The 15,674-nt window shown below is 70.2% G+C and carries 9 protein-coding genes; 5 read left to right on the top strand and 4 right to left on the bottom strand.

Annotated elements, in window-relative coordinates; genetic code table 11:
* Positions 1-71: 71 nt before the first annotated feature.
* From thiC to FFI87_RS05880, 5 genes are all read left to right on the top strand, one after another.
* Complete coding sequence (gene thiC, locus FFI87_RS05910) at positions 72-2,003, top strand: phosphomethylpyrimidine synthase ThiC (RefSeq protein ID WP_012363481.1); 1,932 nt, start codon at positions 72-74, stop codon at positions 2,001-2,003.
* 237 nt (positions 2,004-2,240) lie between these two features.
* Entirely contained in the window at positions 2,241-2,453 is a 213-nt protein-coding gene (locus FFI87_RS05905) for a glycine zipper 2TM domain-containing protein (protein ID WP_006759245.1), read from the top strand.
* 209 nt (positions 2,454-2,662) lie between these two features.
* Positions 2,663-2,911: a hypothetical protein gene (locus FFI87_RS05900; protein ID WP_011656438.1), complete on the top strand. Its 249-nt coding sequence runs from the start codon at positions 2,663-2,665 to the stop codon at positions 2,909-2,911.
* Positions 2,912-3,053: 142 nt separating this feature from the next.
* Complete coding sequence (locus tag FFI87_RS05895; protein ID WP_011656437.1) at positions 3,054-3,980, top strand: DMT family transporter; 927 nt, start codon at positions 3,054-3,056, stop codon at positions 3,978-3,980.
* Between the two features lie 570 nt (positions 3,981-4,550).
* Entirely contained in the window at positions 4,551-5,831 is a 1,281-nt protein-coding gene (locus FFI87_RS05880) for an EAL domain-containing protein (RefSeq protein WP_138848008.1), read from the top strand.
* Positions 5,832-5,882: 51 nt separating this feature from the next.
* Here FFI87_RS05880 and arfB read toward each other — a convergent pair whose 3' ends face one another.
* The 4 genes from arfB to recC are packed head-to-tail and all read right to left on the bottom strand — an operon-like array spanning position 5,883 to position 15,641.
* Positions 5,883-6,287, bottom strand: a complete 405-nt coding sequence (gene arfB, locus FFI87_RS05875; RefSeq protein WP_012363478.1) for an alternative ribosome rescue aminoacyl-tRNA hydrolase ArfB — start codon at positions 6,285-6,287, stop codon at positions 5,883-5,885.
* Positions 6,284-8,605 (bottom strand): AAA family ATPase, encoded by a 2,322-nt coding sequence (locus FFI87_RS05870; protein WP_138848009.1) that lies wholly within the window; start codon positions 8,603-8,605, stop codon positions 6,284-6,286. The genes arfB and FFI87_RS05870 overlap by 4 nt, the downstream gene beginning before the upstream one ends.
* Positions 8,602-12,306, bottom strand: coding sequence for an exodeoxyribonuclease V subunit beta (recB, locus tag FFI87_RS05865; RefSeq protein ID WP_138848010.1), 3,705 nt, complete (start codon positions 12,304-12,306; stop codon positions 8,602-8,604). Before recB ends, FFI87_RS05870 begins: the two co-directional genes overlap by 4 nt.
* Positions 12,303-15,641 carry an exodeoxyribonuclease V subunit gamma gene (recC, locus tag FFI87_RS05860; RefSeq protein WP_138848498.1) on the bottom strand — a complete coding sequence of 1,113 codons (3,339 nt, stop codon included), beginning with the start codon at positions 15,639-15,641 and terminating at the stop codon, positions 12,303-12,305. Before recC ends, recB begins: the two co-directional genes overlap by 4 nt.
* Positions 15,642-15,674 lie beyond the last annotated feature (33 nt).

The raw sequence follows: 15,674 nt of genomic DNA, 5'->3' as shown, positions 1-15,674 counted from the left end.
CGAGCCCCACATTCGTCAAGGGCTCCGGGCAAGCGCCGCAGCGCGTGCCCGGCGCTCACACAGGAGATTGCATGAACGCCAATCCGAAGTTTCTGTCCGCCGACGCCCACGTCGATGCCGCTGCCGTCGCGCCGCTGCCCAATTCGCGAAAGGTTTATGTAACCGGCTCGCAGCCCGACATCCGCGTGCCGATGCGTGAAATCACGCAGGCCGACACGCCGACCGGCTTCGGCGGCGAAAAGAATCCGCCGATCTACGTGTACGACACGTCGGGCCCGTACACCGATCCGGACGCCAAGATCGACATCCGCGCGGGCCTGCCCGCGCTGCGCCAGGGCTGGATCGAAGCGCGCGGCGACACCGAAGTGCTCGACGGCCTGTCGAGCCAGTACGGCCTCGAGCGCGCGGCCGACCCGGCCACCGCCGACCTGCGTTTTCCGGGCCTGCACCGCAACCCGCGCCGTGCGCAGCCGGGCAAGAACGTCACGCAGATGCACTACGCGCGTCAGGGCATCATCACGCCGGAAATGGAATACATCGCGATCCGCGAGAACCAGCGCCGCGCCGAGTACATCGAGAGCCTGAAGTCGAGCGGCCCGAACGGCGCGAAGCTCGCCGCGATGATGGGCCGCCAGCACCCGGGCCAGGCGTTCGGCGCCGCGGCCTTCGGCGCGAACGCGCTCGCCGAGATCACCCCCGAGTTCGTGCGCGACGAAGTGGCACGCGGCCGCGCGATCATCCCCGCGAACATCAACCACCCGGAATCCGAGCCGATGATCATCGGCCGCAACTTCCTCGTGAAGATCAACGCGAACATCGGCAACTCGGCCGTCACGTCGTCGATCGGCGAGGAAGTCGACAAGATGACGTGGGCGATCCGCTGGGGCGGCGACACCGTGATGGACCTGTCGACCGGCAAGCACATCCATGAAACGCGCGAGTGGATCATCCGCAACAGCCCGGTGCCGATCGGCACGGTGCCGATCTACCAGGCGCTCGAAAAGGTCAACGGCAAGGCCGAGGATCTCACCTGGGAAATCTTCCGCGACACGCTGATCGAGCAGGCCGAGCAAGGCGTCGACTACTTCACGATCCATGCGGGCGTGCGGCTGCAGTACGTGCCGCTCACCGCGAACCGGATGACGGGCATCGTGTCGCGCGGCGGCTCGATCATGGCGAAGTGGTGCCTCGCGCATCACAAGGAAAGCTTCCTGTACGAACACTTCGAAGAGATCTGCGAGATCATGAAGGCGTACGACGTGAGCTTCTCGCTCGGCGACGGCCTGCGCCCCGGCTCGATCTACGACGCGAACGACGAAGCGCAGCTCGGCGAACTGAAGACGCTCGGCGAGCTCACGCAGATCGCATGGAAGCACGACGTGCAGGTGATGATCGAAGGCCCCGGCCACGTGCCGATGCAGCTGATCAAGGAGAACATGGATCTCCAGCTCGACTGGTGCAAGGAAGCGCCGTTCTACACGCTCGGGCCGCTGACCACCGATATCGCACCGGGCTACGACCACATCACGTCGGGCATCGGCGCCGCGATGATCGGCTGGTTCGGCACCGCGATGCTGTGCTACGTGACGCCGAAGGAACACCTCGGACTGCCGAACAAGGACGACGTGAAGGAAGGCATCATCACGTACAAGCTCGCCGCGCACGCGGCCGACCTCGCCAAGGGTCACCCCGGCGCGCAGGTGCGCGACAACGCGCTGTCGAAGGCGCGTTTCGAGTTCCGCTGGGAAGACCAGTTCAACATCGGCCTCGATCCGGACAAGGCGCGCGAATTCCACGACGAGACGCTGCCGAAGGATTCGGCTAAGGTCGCCCACTTCTGCTCGATGTGCGGCCCGCACTTCTGCTCGATGAAGATCACGCAGGACGTGCGCGAGTTCGCCGCGCAGCAGGGCGTGTCGGAAACCGAGGCGCTGAAGAAGGGGATGGAAGTCAAGGCGGTCGAGTTCGTGAAGACCGGCGCCGAGATCTATCACCGTCAGTAAGCGCGCATGGCGATCCGCACGCACCGCCTCGTGACGCCCTGCAGGAAGCCCGCTTTCGAGCGGGCTTTTTTGCGCCCGCATCACGCATGCCTGCTCGGGGGCGGGAAACAATTGATTACGAAACCGTACCACGCTTAACAAGTCCTTACAGCAGCATGGGGGTACGGCGCGTAGATTGGGGTCATGCGCGACCCGGGGGTCGCGCGACTTCCGCCCACTACCACAAGGACAACGATCATGAACTCGATTCGGCGTTTTGGGGTATACGCGCTCCTCGTCGCGACGGTGGCCAGCCTGTCGGCCTGCGATTCGATGTCACGGCGCCAGCGCGATACGGCAATCGGTGCGGGTGTCGGCGGCGTAGCCGGCGCGGCGATCGGCGGCAACGCACTGTCGACGCTCGGCGGCGCGGCAGCCGGCGGCCTCATCGGCAACCAGGTCGGCAAGTAAGCCGGCCCCACGCGTGCCGTGCGACGCGCGGCACGTTTCAGTTTTGACCAGACGGCGTTTCCGCAGTGCGGAAGCGCCGTTTTCGCATCCGGCGCGGCCGACGCCGCCGACGCCCGGAAATGATCCGTTACCGTTTTGCGCACCGTGTCATCGCCGCGCGGCCTAAGCTTTAAGCATCTGCCGATTGCCGGCCCCGCCGGAGAAACATCATGAACAGGACCCTCGTCGCCGCGGCGCTCGCGTGCGCGACACTCGCTGGTTGTTACTACCCTTACGGCTACTATCCGTCCGGCTATTACGCAGCGGCGCCGGTACAGACCGCGCCGGTGTATGTCGAGCCCGGCCCCGCGTACTACTATCCGGCCCCCGCGTATGCGCCGGCATGGGGCGGCTATTGGGGCCCCGCGCTGTCGCTGAACTTCGGTTTCGGCGGACGCGGCGGCCATCGCCATCACTGAGCCACCGAGCCGGCCATCCGGCCGGTTCGCGGCGGCAGCGAGCGGATTTCCCGTTTCTTGTCGTTTCATCCGATCGTGAAACGACGGCGTGGTAGCGCGGTGTAAGATTCAGCGCATCCCCTCCCCTCGCCCGCCGCCCTCGATGTCGCCCAAGAACGCCTTTCTGCTGACCGTACTCGCCGCCCTGTGGGGCGCGTCGTTCCTGTTCATCCGGATCGGCGTCGCCGAATTCGGCGTCGCGCCGCTCATGGCGCTGCGCGTGGGGATCGGCGCGCTGTTCCTGACGGGGCTCGCGCTGACGCGTTTCAAGCCCGCCGACCTCGCCGCGCGGCTGCGTCGGCATGCGTGGCCATTGTTCGTCGTCGGACTACTGAACTCGGGCGCACCGTTCTGCCTGTTCGCCTATGCCGAACTGACGCTGTCGGCCGGCGTGACCTCGGTGATCAACGCGACCACGCCGCTGTGGGGCGCGCTCGTCGCCTACGTATGGCTGAAGGACAAGCTGTCGCTGCCGCGCGCACTCGGCCTCGTGATCGGCTTTGCCGGCGTGCTCACGCTCGTGTGGGATCAGATCGCGAACGCGCACGGCAGCACCGGCGCCAGCGCGACCGCGCTGGCCGCCGTCGCCGCGCTCGGCGCGACGCTGCTGTACGGCATCGCGGCCAACTATACGAAGCGCAAGCTCAGCGGCGTCGATCCGCTCGTCAACGCGACCGGCAGCATGATCGGCTCGACCGTGCTGCTGCTGCCGTTCGCAATCGCGACCTGGCCCGCGGCGGCGGTCAGTGCACATGCATGGGGCGCCGTGCTCGCGCTCGGCATCGCGTGCACGGGCATCGCGTACTTCATCTTCTTCTACCTGATCGCGCATGTCGGCCCGGCCCGCGCGATTACCGTGACGTTCGTGATCCCGGTGTTCGGGCTGCTGTGGGGTGCGTTGTTCCTCAGTGAACACGTATCGGTCGTGATGCTCGAAGGCTGCGCGATCGTGCTCGTCGGCACCGCGCTTGCGACTGGCGTGATCAAGCGGATTCCCGGGGTCCGTCCGCGGGGGGAGGAAGCTGCCTGAGCGGCCGGAGTTGCCTGAGCGGTGTGAGCGGTGTGAGCGGTGTGAGCGGTGTGAGCGGTGTGAGCGGACTGAGCAGCCTGAGCGAACTGAACGGCGGTGAGCGTGGCGGCCGGCGCCCCGCCGGTTGTCGGTTTCGCGTGACGCGCCCGTTGTCAGTTCTCGGTCTTCTTCGAACACCGCGCGTCCACCGATACGCGCGGAAGCACGGCGTCTTTCGTCCAAGGCCGACGACCGCGCGCGGTACGCCGCCTTCCGGCCCCCCGCTTTCCGAACCCCGCCGCATTCTTCGCACGCAATGCATGCGGGCCACGCTGCGCTGTCGCCGCGAGCTCGACCGGCGCCCTCGCGGGGTGCATGCTCGCGGCCGCAAAACGCCGCCCACGTGCTGTGTAGCGTTTGCGTCTGGAGTTACCCTGATACGCGCGCCGCGCCATTCCCGTTACACTCGGGACACTCATCCGCAGAAGGCGGTCACGATGCGCCACGTTCTTTCGCGTCCACCTGCGCGTGCGACGGCTTCGGCGTGGCGGCACGACACGGCCCCCCGGAGCGCGCCAGCGCACCACTGACATGAAGGCCTCCCGCGAGCTCTCGCTCGAATCCCTGCTCGAACGCCTGACGCCGACGCCCAGCGGCTGGATCGCCACGTATCGCGAGACGACGCTGCGCAGCGTGTTCCAACCCGTGCTGTCGATCACGCACAAACGCGTGGTCGGCTACGAAGCGCTGCTGCGCGTCGTGGACGCGAACGGCACGTTGGTGTCGCCGGTCGCACTGTTCGACAAGACGCGCGCGGTCGCCGACGCGTTGCTGCTCGACCGGCTCGCGCGCTGCCTGCATACGGCCAACTTCGTCGCGCAAGGCATCGGCGACGGCTGGCTGTTCCTGAACGTGACGCCGCGCGTGCTCGATTCGGGCCTCGTGCAGCGCGAATTCGTCGAGGCGCTGTGCCGGCATTTCGCACTCCCGCCGAACCGCATCGTGCTGGAAGTCGTCGAGCAGCCGTCGCGCGACGAAGCCGCGCTCGCCCGCACGATCGACATGATCCAGCATCGCGACTTCCTGATCGCGATCGACGATTTCGGCACCGGATTCTCGAATTTCGACCGCGTGTGGCGCGCACGGCCGGATATCGTGAAGCTCGACCGCTCGCTCGTCGAACGCGCGACCGGGTCGGGCGAGGATCGCCGCATCATGCATCACCTGGTATCGATGCTCCACCAGGCCGGCGCGATGGTGCTCGCCGAGGGTGTCGAAAACGACGACGCGCTGCAGGCGCTGATGGACGCCGATATCGATTTCGTCCAGGGCTTCCAGTTCGGCCAGCCCGATGGATCGATCGCACATGCGAGCGCCGCGGCGCCCGCGATGCTCGATGCCGCGTGGCAGCGTTTCATCGCGCAGCGGCATACGCCGGGGAGCGCCGAGCAGCCGGGCTTCGACGCGATCGAGCGGCTCGTGCTCGCCGGCGCGGCCGCGTTTTCCGCGAGCGGCAACCTGAACGACGCCGCGCAGCGCGTATTCGCGGTGCCGGCCGCGCGCCGCGTGTTCGTCACCGACGAGATCGGCGAACAGTTCCTGCCGTCGATCGGCGCGCCCGCCGAGGACGGCCAGGCGGGCGGCACCCGGCTCTCGCCGCTGTTCCCGGAAACACACAGCAACTGGTCGCGACGCCCCTACTTCCAGCGCGCGATCGCGGCGCCGGGCCGCGTCGCGCTGATGGGCCCGCACTTCTCGCTCACCGAAGGCCGCGACTGCTATACCGCGGCGGTGGCGATTCGCGCGCAAAGCCGCCTCGTCGTGTTCTGCGTCGACTTCGTGCTGGACAGCGCGGGCACCGTGATGCGGTAGCGCGCGCGGCGGCCCGGAACCGTCCGCCACGCCGACCGGCACGGCCCTTCGTCAGTCCGTCACCTTCCCTCTTCCCGACTTCACCGCGCTGCGACGCGACTTGTGTTCCAGCCGCCGCTCCTTCGATGCACGCGTCGGGCGTGTCGCGACCCGCGCACGCGGCGTGTACGCGACGCTGCCGATCAACGCATCGAGCCGCGCGAGCGCCGCGTCGCGGTTCTTCTCCTGCGTGCGGTATTCCTGCGACTTGATCACGACGATGCCGTCGCGCGTGATGCGCTGGTCGGACAGCGCGAGGAGCCGCTCCTTGATGACGGGCGGCAGCGACGACGCGCGAATGTCGAAGCGCAGATGAATCGCGCTCGAGACCTTGTTGACGTTCTGTCCGCCAGCGCCCTGCGCGCGCACGGCGGTCCATTCGACTTCGGCCGGATCGAGCGTGTAGCGGATCATCATCGCGACGGCTCCTTGCGACGCCGCGCGAGCGCCTCGTCGACGCGGGCCGCAAGGCCCGAATCGCGTTGCGTGCGCGTCGCGACTGCCTGCGCGAGCACGCGCCGCAGACCGATCACCTGCACGCGCGTGCGTGCGCGCGTGACGGCCGTATAGACGAGTTCGCGCGTGAGCACGCGCCCGAACGACGCCGGCAGCACGAGCGCGGCCTCGTCGAATTCGGAGCCCTGCGACTTGTGGACCGTCAGCGCGAACGCCGTTTCGTGCGGCGGCAGCGCGGCGGGCGACACGGCGCGCGCAGTGCCGTCCGCGCGCCGGAACCACACGCGCAGCACGCCGTGCGCGTCCGGCAATGCGATGCCGATGTCGCCGTTGAACAGTCCGAGCGCATAGTCGTTACGCGTGACCATGATCGGCCGCCCGGTGAACCAGTGTGCACCGACTGCGAGCGGCACGCGCGCGGCCTGTCGCACGTGCGTGGCCACCAGCGCATTGACGTGCTCGGCGCCGCGCGATCCGGTGCGCGTCGCGCACAGGATCCGGAAGCGATTGAGCGCATCGAACAGCGGCAACGGATCGGGCACCGGCTCGGACAACGCGGTACGCAATGCGTCGAGGTACGCGGCGAACCGGCGCGCGAGCCGCTCGACCGTCGACGCCGCAAGCGTATCGCCCGCGTCGTCATGAAACGACGCGGCAGCGGCATCGTCCGCCGGCAACGCATCGAGCGCGGCCTGCACGTCGCCGCGGCGGATCGCCAGCGACAGGCGGCCGATCGGCGAATCGAGACCGAAACGGTAATTGCGTTCGAGCCATACGACGCAGTCTGCAAGCGGTGCGGGTGCGGGTGACGCTGCGGCGGGGTCGTCGGCTTGCGTTGCGGCGGTGGATGCAAGCGACGCATTTGCCGCATCGGCTGCATCGGCCGGATCGAATGGCGCGAGCTCGATCGCGTCGAGCCACGCGAGTTCGTCGGCCTCGATCCATGCTGGATCGGCGGAAGCGCCAACACTATCGATGTCGGTCGGCGCGGCCGCCGCAGGTGACAACGAAGCGGCCGGCGGCGCGGCGACATCGGCAGCGGACATCGCTTCGTCCTGCGGATCGTCGTCGAACAGCGACGCCTGGCGCGTATCCACGTTCCGCCGCGCCGGCGGCCTGCGCGCAGCGCTCGTCGACACCGGCGCGGATGCCGGAGCCGGCGCTGGGGCCGGAGCTTGAGTGGTCGCCGCAACCGCCGCCGCCTCGCCGTCGGGCACCGGCAACGCCGCGACGAAAGCCGCTTCGTCGATCCCGAGTGCACCCGCGATGCGCGTGCGTGCCGCGGCGGTAAACGTCGGCCGTGCGCTGAGCTCGGCGAACACGGCGCCGGCCTCGACCGCGGCGAGCTGATCCTTGTCGCCCAGCAGCACGAGCCGTGCGCCGGGCGCGAGCGCATCGAGCAGATGCGCGGCGAGCGCGACGTCGATCATCGACGCCTCGTCGACGACGATCAGGTCATACGGCAACGGATTGTCGCGGTGATGGCGGAAGCCCGCCGCCCCGCCGCCGCCCAGCAGGCGATGCAGCGTGTACGACGTGTCGGGCAGGCGCGCGGCAAGTTCCGGCGGCAGATCGCCCGCCCGCGCGTGCAGCGCTTCCTGCATCCGCTGCGCGGCCTTGCCGGTCGGCGCCGCCAGCGCGATGCGCAGCCCCGGATGCGCGTCGAGCAGACAAGCCAGCACGCCGACGACGGTCGTCGTCTTGCCGGTGCCGGGGCCGCCGCTGACGATCGTCACACGCCCGGTCAGCGCAACGATCGCGGCGACGCGCTGCCAGTCCACCTCGCCGGTCGCGGGCCCGAAGTAACGCGCAAGACTGTCGCGCAAGCGCTCGGGCGACAGCGCGTCGCCCGGTGCGGCGACGCCGGCCTGCGCGACGAGCGCATCGGCGAGCCGCCGTTCGTAGTCGAAATAGCGCGACAGATACAGATGGTCGAGCCGGTCGACGATCAGCGGCCGCTCGTCGCCGCGCGCGAGCGTACCGAACGCCACCACGCCGCTCGCGGCAAGCGCCGCGCGCACGTCGTCGACCGGCTCCTCGTAGCGCTGCGCGAGCGCGCCGAGCGACACGCACACGTGGCCGCCCGCGGTCGCACGGCTCGCCGCGAACGCGGCACGCGCCGCCCAGCGCGCGGCCACGGCCGGCGCACCCGCGCGGCGCGACAGGTCACCCATGCGGCGCGCGAATCCTTCCGCGAGCGCGATGCCGAAATCCGCGGGCTCGGGCAGGCGCGCGACGAGGCCGCCGGTGAATTCGAGCGTATCGTCGGACGCGTTCATGCGCGGCCCCCTTCCATCATCCGGTCGAGTGCGTCGACGAGTTCGCGCGCGGGCCGCCGCGCATGCACGCCGGCCGGTTCGCCGCCGCTGCGCCAGTCGGGCCGCACGCCACGCACGAACAGGTACAGGTAGCCCGCCATATGCGTGTCGTAGTCGTAGTCGGGCAGCCGCCCGCGCAGATAGCGATGCAGCGCGACCGTATAGAGCAGCGCCTGCAGGTGATACGCGTGATCGGACATCGCGACGTCGAGCGCGCGCGGGCCATACGCATCCGGCGTATTGCCGAGATGGTTCGACTTCCAGTCGACGATCCAGAACCGGCCGTCGTGTTCGAGGATCATGTCGATGAAACCCTTGATGAAACCGGCGAGCATGCCCGAGTCGAGCGCAACGTCCGGATAGCCGTGCGCCACCAGCAGCCGGCGCAGCGCGCCCAGCTCGAGCGAGGGCGCCGGGAACAGGAAACCCATTTCGTCGAGCCGCCTGGTTGGGTCGAGATCCGCAAGCCGCATGCCCGGCACGAGCTCCGTACGCACGACATCGTCGACGAGCCGCGCCATCATCGCCGGCAGACGCGTCGCGAGTTCGGGCTCGGCCTCGACCGGCCGGTCGTGCAGCGCGCCGAGCGCTGCCTGGTACCACGAATCGGGCTCCGTGAAGCGGCTGAGTTCGAACAGGCGGTGCAGGCACTCGCCCGCTGCCGCACCGCGCGGAAACCGGAGGATGTCGTCGTCCGGCGGCTCGGATGCAACCGTGTCGGCCGCGACGAACGCACCATCCGGCGCCACGGCGGCAAGCGCATCGTGATCAGGCCGAAGCTCGTCGTCCGGCACGACCGCGACGCCCGCCTCCTCGCGTGCCATCGACGACGTCAGCGAACTGAAGCTCGCCATCCGCCACGCGTCGCGCAGCACGCGCGTCGCATGGCGCGCCGCGAGCGTCTGCGTTGCATCGTGGCCGGCCGCGAGCCGTTCGCGCCGAGCCGGCACCGGCAACGGTGCAACGCTCACCGGGCCGCCGGCCAGTGCTTGCCACGCCGAGTCGAGCACCGCTTCGTCGGGCGGCTCGTCGAGCCAAGCGTCGAACGACTGGCCGGCGCCGGCCACGAGCCAGTTCAGCACGCTGCGCCGTGCCTCGCGGGTCGAGCGCGACGACAGATAAGGCCCGGCGACGAGATAGCACCGATACACCGCGCGCGTGAGCGCCACGTAGACGAGCCGCGCGCGTTCCGCCGCCTGTTCGCGCAGCGCCTGGCGCGCGGCATGCTCGGCGGCTTCGTCGTCGCACCCGTAATGCAGCACGGCGTCGCCCGCGTCGTCGTGATACTCGCGCGCGTCCGGCAACCCCGACGCGGGCGGCTCGCGCAGCCCGCCGTCGTTCAGGAACGGACAGAACACGACCGCGTATTCGAGGCCCTTCGACTTGTGCACGGTCACGATCTGCACGAGGTTGCGATCGGATTCCAGGCGCAGTTGGGCTTCCTCGCCGCCACCGTCGAGCCGTTGCGCGGCGAGCCAGCGCAGCGTCGGTGCGATGCCCGGCTGCGCGGACGCGCGCGCCTGCGTCAGTTCGGCCAGATGGTTGATGTCGGTCACGCGGCGCTCGCCGTCCGCACCCGCCATCAGCCGCTCGGCGATGCGCAGCTCGCGCGTGAACGTGCGCCACATCACCGCGAAGCCGCGTTCGCGCCACAGCAGCCGATAGCGCGAGAAGCGCTCGACCCAGCTCATCGCGTCCGCGCTGTCAGCCGCTTCGCGCGACGCGTCGCCGTCGCCCTGCTCCATCCGCCACAGCGCACCGGCATCGAGGCCGAACCAGTCGGCGGCCAGCGCCGAACGCAAGCGCCGCAAGTCGCCCGGCGCGTCGATCGCCGCCAGCACGCGCTCGAGCTGCTCCGCATCGCCGGTCGAAAACACCGACGCCTGCGCGAGCTCGACGCTGCCGATACCCCACGTGGCGAGCACGCGCTTCACGAGACTGCCCTGCCGGTGTGTCTGCACCAGCACTGCGATGTCGCCCGGCGACAGCGGCGTATCGCCGAGCCGCGCATGGCCCTCGCGCGCGCCGCGCATCAGCCGGGCAATCTCGGCCGCGCACGCCTGGGCGGCCTGCGCCTGCGCCTCGCGCTTGAGCAGCGTGCCATCGCCGCCCGGCAGCGACCAGATCCGGAAATCGCCGGCCGGGCCCGGATCCGTTGCGTCGACGAACGGTGCGCGCACGCGCGTGCCGGCGCGCACCGCGTAATAGTCGAGCCCGTCGAGCACGAACGCGCGCGGGTTCGACATGAAGAAGCGGTTGCACGCGTCGACGATCGCCGGCGTCGAGCGCTGGTTGACCGCGAGCGTATAGCACGCGCTCGCGCTTGCCCGTGCGGCGAGATAGGTATGCAGATCCGCCGCGCGGAAGCTGTAGATCGCCTGCTTCGGGTCCCCGACGAGAAAGAGCGGCCCGCCCGGCGCGAAGATCCGGTTGAAGATCGCGAACTGCAGCGGGTCGGTATCCTGGAATTCGTCGATCAGCGCGGCCGGATAGCGCGCGCGCAGCGTCTCGGCAAGCCACGGGTGCGCATGCAGCGCGTGATACAGGTTCGCGAGTAGATCGTCGAACGACACGACGCGCCGCGTACGCTTGCGTTCGGCCAGCTCGCCCGGCGCGGTGTCGAGCCAGTCGGCGATCAGCGCGAGCCAGCGGGCGCGCTGCGTGGCCTCGGCCGCGGCCACCGCCGCTTCGAGCGCGTCGGCCACGTCGAAGAACGCGTGCTCGGGCGTCACGCCGCCCTTTTTCGTCGCCTTCGCGAGCGCGGTGCGCGTGAGCTTGAGCGCCGCCTTCGGCAGCGCGGCCGCGGCATCGCCCTGCGCGAAATGCGCGCTCCACGCGGCGAGCGCATCGGCGAGCGCGTCGGGCTTGTGCGAGCGCTGGTTGAGCGCGGGCTGCGCAGTGCGCAGCAACGCGTCGATCGCATCGCGCTCGTCGGCCCACAGCCGCGCCGCCTCCGCAAAGCACTCGGCGGCAGCGGCCTCCGCCGATTCGTCCGGTTCGACGACGCCGTCCCAGCGCAGCGCGGCGAGCGGCTTCTTCAACCGGCGCGCAAGCTGGGCGTCGAGCGCGGCCGGGCCCGCGCCCGAATCGACGAGCCACGTCGCGAAGCCGGGCCAGCGCGCGGCCATTGGTTCGACGCGCGTGCGCCAGAAGTCCGCCGCGAGTTCGAAGCGCAGCGCCGCATCGTCGGCCTGCATGTCGAACGCGAATGGCATCGCGGCCGCGAACGGCGCTTCCTGCAGCGCACGCTGGCAGAACGCGTGGATCGTGTGGATCGCCGCCTGGTCGAAGGCACGCAACGCGCGCCGGATCCGCTTCGCGGCGGTCTCGGGGTCGAGCGTGCCGGCGTCGCCGAGTGTCGTCTCGAGCAGGCGCGCGACGAACGGATCGCCGCCGTCGTCACCGGTATCGAGTGCATGCGCGAGCTGCGCGAGCCGCCCGCGGATCCGCTCGTGCAGTTCGGCGGTCGCGGCCTTCGTGAAGGTCACGACGAGGATTTCGTCCGCGCCGAGATCCTTCTCGAGCAGCAGGCGCACGTACAGCGCGCAGATGTTCCACGTCTTGCCGGTACCGGCCGACGCCTCGATCTGGTTGACGCCGCCGAGCGGACACGCGAACACGTCGAGTTCGAGCGCCGCCTGCGGCTGCGATGCGGCGCTCATGCGATCTCCTTCAGATGTTCCAGCATCGGCTCGAACACGATCCGCGCAAGTGTGCCGAACGGCTCGTCGAGCGACGGATGGGCGCCGCGCCACGCGATCGCGATGGCCGGATCGTCCGCCTCGCTCACCACGCGCTCGTTGATCCAGACGCTCGCTGCCTTTGCCTCGCCGTCGGAAACGCGCGCCCATGCGCTGCGCGGGAAAAACCGCAGCGGCATGCGCCGCCCCGCGCGAAACAGCGCGGCGAGCGGCGCGAGCCGCTCGAGCGGCGTCGCGACCGGCGTGAGCTCGAATGCGCCGCCACTGCCGAACCACATAGTGCGGCGCGGGCCGTCGGGCTCCACCGCGCAATAGACGAGGTGCGCAAGCCACGCGGACAGGTAGTCACGCGCGCTCGGCCGCGCATAGCGATAGATGATCTGGCCCGCCGGCGTCACCCTGTTCAGCGTGCCGTGCAATTCGAGCGGCGCACTCAGCGCGTCGCCCGACAGCATCGCGTCATCGGCACCGAACAGCGCCTGGTCGGTGTCGGGCCATGCGGGCGTGATCGCGAGCGTGAACGGCCGCCGCTCCATGCCGTCGGCCAGCGCACGGCGCACGTTCGACGCAAGCTGCATCATCGAGCCGAGCGCCTGGTCGCGCCAGACGGCACCCGTCGCGCCGCCGGGCAGTTCGGGGCTGGTGTCCGCGATGCGCAGCGCATGATCGTGCACGCCGCCTTCGTCCGATTCGATCAGGAGCGGCAGCACGCGCTCGGCGAGCGCGTCGCTGCCGGCGAAGTCGAGTGCGAACGGCTCCGTGTCGAGCAGTTCGGCCTGCGCGTCGGACAACACGATGCCGAGCCGCGCGCGCAGCAGCGCGCGGGCCGGATGGCGCCAGAAACGTTCGAATTCGTTGAATGCAATGGGCTCGACCGGCTCGGCCGGCAGCGGCTGCGCGAAGAACGGCTGCTCGCGCGTTGCGTCGCGCGCGGCTTCGGCCGCCAGCAGCGACGCGAGCGTCGCGCGCTCGGCGTCGTACGACGCCAGTTCGCTGCCGGGCCGGAAATACTCGGCCGCGAACGGTTGCAGCGGATGCTCGACGATAAACGCGCGCCGCGCGGCATCGACCGCGCCCGGTGCGGTGTCCGCGCCGGCCGTGACGAGCGCGAGATGGTCGAGCAGTTCGTCGACGAGCGCCGCGGGCGGCAACGGCGCGTTGTCGCGAATGCTTCGCCCCGTATAGGCAATCAGCAGCCGGTCGCGCGCGGCGAGCAGCAGGTCGAGAAACAGGTTGCGCTCGTCGTCGCGGCGCTGGCGATCGCCGAGCTTCGGCAGGACGGCCATCAGGTCGAACTCGTCCGCGCGCGCGAGGCTCGGCAGCACGCCGTCGTCCATGCCGAGCAGGCACACGACGCGGTACGGCAAGCCGCGCAAGCTCGTCAGTGACGAGAACGTGACGCCGCCCCACGGCACCCCGCCGCGCGCCGGATCGTCGAGCGCGGCCGTCAGACCCGCGCGCACGACGGCCGCCGGCAACGCCTCGTCGGGCGCGCCTTCCGTCATCGCGGCGAGCATCGCGTCGAGCGCGTCGCGCACGCCCGCGAGCGCATCGGCATACGCGGCGCCGGAATCGAAGAAGCGCGCGAGGGTGTCGGCGAACAGTTCGCTCCATGCGCGCGGCGTATGCGCGCTGGCGAGCCGCCGCGAAAAGCCATCGAGATCGTCGGTAAAGCGCGCGAGCCGGCCGAGCAGTTCGGCCTCGCTGCCGGTGGCCGCCTCGATCGGCAGCCACGCGCCGACCGGGGCCGCGCCTTCGGGCATCGCATAGCCGAGAAAGAGCCGCGCGAGCGCATCGGAGAATGTATGGCGCGGCGCCGGCACCGCCGCATCGTCGCTCGCCGTCGGCGACAGCCCGCGCCGCGCGCCGGCGGCCGCGAGCCAGGTCTGCACTGTCTCGAGCGCGGCGGCGTCGATGCCGTAACGGGCCGCGACCGCGTCGACGCGCAGCCATTCGACCAGCTCCGGCGCGCCTACCTGCCGCTCCGGCAACGCGAGCCATTCGAGCAGCACGCGCGCGACCGGGTTCGCCTGCGACGGCGGCAGGCCGGTGATCCGGTAAGGCACGCGCGCTCCGCCGGCGCCCGCCGTGCCGAACACCGCATCGATCAGCGGCCCGGCCGCCGCAAGATCGGCGACCGCCACCAGCACATCGGACGGCTGCAGCGTCGCGTCGGCGTCGAACCACGCGAGCAGGCGGTCATGCAGCACTTCGAGCTGACGCGCGAGACTGTGGCACACGTGCACCTCGATCCCGTGCTCGGCCGGCGCTTCGCCGAGTTCGGCCTCCGGCTGCAGGTCGAGGATCGCGTTCTGCACGCGCGCGAGCCAGGTCGGCGCGGGATTGCCGACGAAGCGCGACGCGTCGCCTAATGCGGCGCTCTCGGTCAGTTCGTGCAGCATGTGCAGTTGCGCCTGCGTCTGCCGGCCCCACTCCGCGAGCAACGGATGGCCGACTTGCTGATAGTCGAGCCGGCCGGCCGCATCGAGCGCCTCGGCATGCGCGGCGGTGACGATGTCGAACCAGAATTCGCGGCACGGGTTGAGCGCATAGACGCGCACGTCGATCCAGCGCGACAGCTCGCGCAGCAGCGCGACGTGCAGCGGCGGCATCGTCGGCAGCGCGAACACGCTGACCGATTCCGGCCAGTCGGCGCGCGCGACGGTTTCGGGATCGAGGTTGCGCGCCTCCACGAGGAAGCGATGCGCGGGCGGCGTGCCGCTGTCGCTCAGCTCGGCGAGCAGCGCGCGCCACAGCGCGGCCTGCCAGTGCTCGTCGTCGCGTGCGGCATCGCTGATCCCGCGCGGCGCGGCGTCGCCCGCGAGCACCGACTCGCCGGCCTGCCACGCGGCCAGCCATTCGGGCCGATAGGTCAGGTAATGATCGAGCACGGCCGCGACGCGCTGCGCCAGCTCGTAGCGCATCGCGTCGTCGGATGCGGACAGATACGCGGCCAGCCGCGGCGACGCGAGCCACGGCGCGTCCCCCTCGGCCTGCGCGAACAACCGGTAGCAGCGCCATACGAGGCGGTCGGGTGCGAACGGCGAACGCGCGGGCACCGTCAGCACGCGGCCGATCTGCGCCCACAGCCATTGCGCGAGATACGTGAACTCGACGTTCGCGCACACGCCGTGGCGCGCGGCGATGTCGAGCTCGAGCCGGCGGCGGAGCGCCGCGCTCGGCACGATGACCTGCTGCGGCGCCCACGGGCCGTTGCGGGCCGGGAACGCGGCGAGGTCGTCGAGCAGTGCGTCGGCGAGCGTTTCGTGACGGTTCGAATAGAAGAGATGGAGCATCAAGCGGGTGTCGAAGCGTCGCGCCGGCCGGGC

Origin of the sequence: Burkholderia sp. KBS0801 (assembly GCF_005937855.2) — a bacterium.
Classification (GTDB): Bacteria; Pseudomonadota; Gammaproteobacteria; order Burkholderiales; family Burkholderiaceae; genus Burkholderia; species Burkholderia ambifaria.
Note: the sequence above shows the minus strand (reverse complement) of the source record. Positions and strands in the feature narration are given on the sequence as shown.